Raw genomic sequence first — 3,229 nt, 5'->3', positions numbered from 1 at the left:
TCACCAGGGCGAACTTCTTCGACCCGGTGCTCAACGCCAGCTACTACGAGTTGGCCCGCCACTACGGTGCCGCCGTCCTGCCGGCGCGACCAGGCAAGCCACGGGACAAGACGTTGGCTTCATAATGCACCTCATTGCGATGATAGAACGGTGAACCCTAAGCCGGTGGATAGCGCATACCATTGCATTACGGAGTGGTATCGCTGCGATCCGGCACTGGCTCGGTACAGGGCAGTCTGGCGCCGTGACCACCATGGCCTTTGATGATGGCGATCCCGGAGGGTACTTCATAGAGGCAGCGGTTCAGGCTGTCGTAGTGATGCTTCGTCAGCAATCCCTGATCAGCCCAGGAATGGACAGCCGTCTGACCAATGCCGAAGCGGGCCGCCACCTCGCGCGCGGTCAGCAGGCCCTGTCGTCTCAGCCGATCGTAGCGGCTGGGCAGATGGTATTCCTGCCTGATGAACGCGACCTTCTTGAGATTGAACGACTTGTTCTCCCAGGTCCGGCAGCCGCTGTCGTTCAACAGATCGACAATCTCACGATCACAGTGGGCGTCGAGCAAACGGTCGATCTTGCTGATGACATCCGGCCTGGTCCTGCGGATCTGGGCGATCGGCACGGGTCGTGGAAGCATCAGACTGCGCGACGCGCCGCCGCGCAGCCGGACATGAACGGTGATGGCCTCGGCCTTGATCAGTGTCACGTCCTCGATCAGCAGGCGCGCCATGCGTTTGCGTTCACGAGGGCCGAGCGCCGGATCATTCCAGATGCGCGGAAAATCCTGAGCCAGTTCCAGCACCCGGGCTCGACCTGCGGCGTCAAGGCGTTGATCAAGTTGCCGGCGATGACTGTCGCAGGCTTCCTGCGCCTCGGCCAGACTCCGCAGCCGGGCGTTCCAGTCGGCCTCCAGGGCGTCGGCGACCAGGCGGTTGTCCGGATCGACCTTCATGTAGCGGTGCCGAGCCAGTTCGGCCTCGTAGCGCGCCCGCTCGACCTGCTGCCTGAGCAAATCATCGGTCCGGGTGACCTGCGCCTCGACCTCGTGTCGCACCGCCAGGGCGGTTTCCAGCGTCACCGGCGTCATCAGTTCCAATAGAAGGTCGCTGACTGCCGGATCGACGACCTTGCCGGGCACAGTCTGGCAGACCTTGCCGCCCTGGCGGCTCGAAACCTCCTGGCAGACATACGAACAAACGGATCGGCCATGCTCCTGGTTATAGTGAACTCCCATGCGGGCTCCGCAGACGCCACACAGAACCCGCCCCTGCAGCAGCGCCACTCCCTCGCGGGCCGGTCCCTGCCGACGCTGCCCCCCGAAACCAAGCGCGTTGTCAGCCAGACGCTTCTGATTGGCCTCGAACCGCTCCCAGGTGATATAGGCGGGATGTTGATCCGGCAGGACGATCGCCCACTGCTCCCGAGGTATGGTGCGGGCGAAGTAGGAGCCATCCGGGCGCCGGCCTGTCCTGCACCGGCCATAGACAAAGGCTCCGGCATAGCGTGGATTGTGCAGAACCTGAAGCAGCCGTGAATGCTGCGGTCTGGCCCATTGCAGCTCGCCTTTGCTGACGCCGGTGCGCAGACGGCGCGGAAACAGCAGACCTTCGTCGTGGAACCGCCGGACCGTCTGAGTGACCGAGCCTGTCCTCTCGAAGAGATCGAAGACGAGGCGCACGGCCGCCTGCACCTGCGCATCGGGATCGAGATCAAGCTGGTCGTCCGGACGGTATATCAAACCTACCGGCGGACCGATCTTCAGTTCGCCACGGCGAGCCTTGTTGAGGACTCCGCCACGCAGCCGTGCTTTGATGACGTGCAACTCGGCTTCGCTCATGGTGCCTTTCAGTCCGAGAAGAAGCCGATCGTTAAAATCACCTGGATTGTAAATACCATCCTCGTCAAGAATGATAGTTGCCGTCATTGCACACAGCTCTATCAACTTGTGCCAGTCAGCACAGTTGCGGGCCAGGCGTGAGACCTCCAGGCCCATGACGATGCCGGCCTTGCCAAGGGCGACTTCGCTGACCAGGTGCTGGAAGCCGTCGCGGTCGGTCGCCTGGGCGCCGGAGCGACCAAGGTCGCAGTCGATGGTCCGTATCCGCTCGGTCGGCCAGCCTGCCGCAATCGCCCGATCCCGCAAAGCATACTGGCGCTGGGTGCTCTCACCATGCTCGGTAACCTGGCGCGGGGTCGATTGCCGAACGTAGAGATATGCGTCCCGTTCAAGATGGTCGGCTGTAATCTTGCTCTCAAGCATGAGGGGCCTCCACAGGCAGAGACAAAATCAGAGCGGCAATCATGATGGTGACGCCACTCACTGGAAGGCAGGGAAGATCAGAAGGTCGCTGTGTCGGAGACGGATCGGAGGCTGCTGGCCGCAGTTCGAAAATCCTGATCCACGCCGTCATTCCCTCGCGCACCAGCACGACGCGGCCGCCCGGCCCGGTGCCGGTGCGATGGCTGGGGTGAATTACAGCGTCGCGCAGGATCTCATAGGCGGACTGGAGGCCATGCGCGCTCAGTCCAGGTCCGCAGGTGGTTTTAGGCGCGTCAGCGCGCGCTCCAGACTGCGTCGGTGAACGGTGATGCCGAAGCGGTCCTGAACCGCCAGCACACAGGCTGGCGTGGTCAGGCGGGGATTGGCGCCTTTGAGTTCGCGAACGAAAGCAACGACTTCGGTCGAGAGCTTGTGACCATCCTTCGGACCTGGGCGCCTGGGCACCAGGCCGGACAGACCAGCCACCGCCAGAGCCTCCCGCGCCTGGTAGAAGGTCTGCCGGGAAACACCAAAGGCGGCGGCTGCGGCGGAAACCGACAGACCCTCGGCCTGGTGCCGGCGCAGCATCTCGTATCGGGCCTGCACTCGATCGCGCGGGTCGAAGAACGGATGCATGCGAAACAGCGGATCGGTGATTGCGGCGGCCTGGTCGTTGAACGCGCCGCAGCGCCGCAGGGCAATCTCCTTGGCATCCTTGCAGGCAACCATGTCGACCTCCGCTGTGGCGTCCCACTGTATAGGGGAGCGGCAAAATCAACCTGACAGGTGAGGCAAAGTTCCCTTTACACATCATCTTCGGTCCGCAGATCTCGAAGATGGGCATCGAGTATGGCTCTCAAATCCAGCAGATCGTCGATGCGAAAGGCGGATCGTCCCGCTGCCGCTTGAGCGAAAGCATCGGGAGGGACAAGATCTGTCAGATTGGTAGCCAATGACAGTAGTCGACCT

General features: G+C 62.6%; 3 protein-coding genes. All 3 read right to left on the bottom strand.

Going from position 1 to position 3,229, the window contains the following annotated elements; all coding sequences use genetic code 11:
- Window positions 1-187: 187 nt before the first annotated feature.
- The 3 genes from N826_RS38500 to N826_RS46255 all read right to left on the bottom strand — a co-directional run bounded on the left by N826_RS38500 (window position 188) and on the right by N826_RS46255 (window position 3,219).
- Window positions 188-2,260 (bottom strand): recombinase family protein, encoded by a 2,073-nt coding sequence (locus N826_RS38500; RefSeq protein WP_044437823.1) that lies wholly within the window; start codon window positions 2,258-2,260, stop codon window positions 188-190.
- A gap of 261 nt (window positions 2,261-2,521) precedes the next feature.
- The gene (locus N826_RS38495) at window positions 2,522-2,989 is read right to left on the bottom strand and encodes a helix-turn-helix domain-containing protein (RefSeq protein ID WP_052832812.1); all 468 of its coding nucleotides are present in this window, start codon (window positions 2,987-2,989) and stop codon (window positions 2,522-2,524) included.
- Window positions 2,990-3,063: 74 nt separating this feature from the next.
- Window positions 3,064-3,219 carry a DUF5372 family protein gene (locus N826_RS46255; RefSeq protein ID WP_425600616.1) on the bottom strand — a complete coding sequence of 52 codons (156 nt, stop codon included), beginning with the start codon at window positions 3,217-3,219 and terminating at the stop codon, window positions 3,064-3,066.
- Window positions 3,220-3,229 lie beyond the last annotated feature (10 nt).

Origin of the sequence: Skermanella aerolata KACC 11604, from assembly GCF_000936425.1 — a bacterium.
GTDB classification, from domain to species: domain Bacteria; phylum Pseudomonadota; class Alphaproteobacteria; order Azospirillales; family Azospirillaceae; genus Skermanella; species Skermanella aerolata.
The sequence above is the reverse complement of the archived record's forward strand: the minus strand, read 5'-3'. Positions and strand labels throughout refer to the sequence as shown.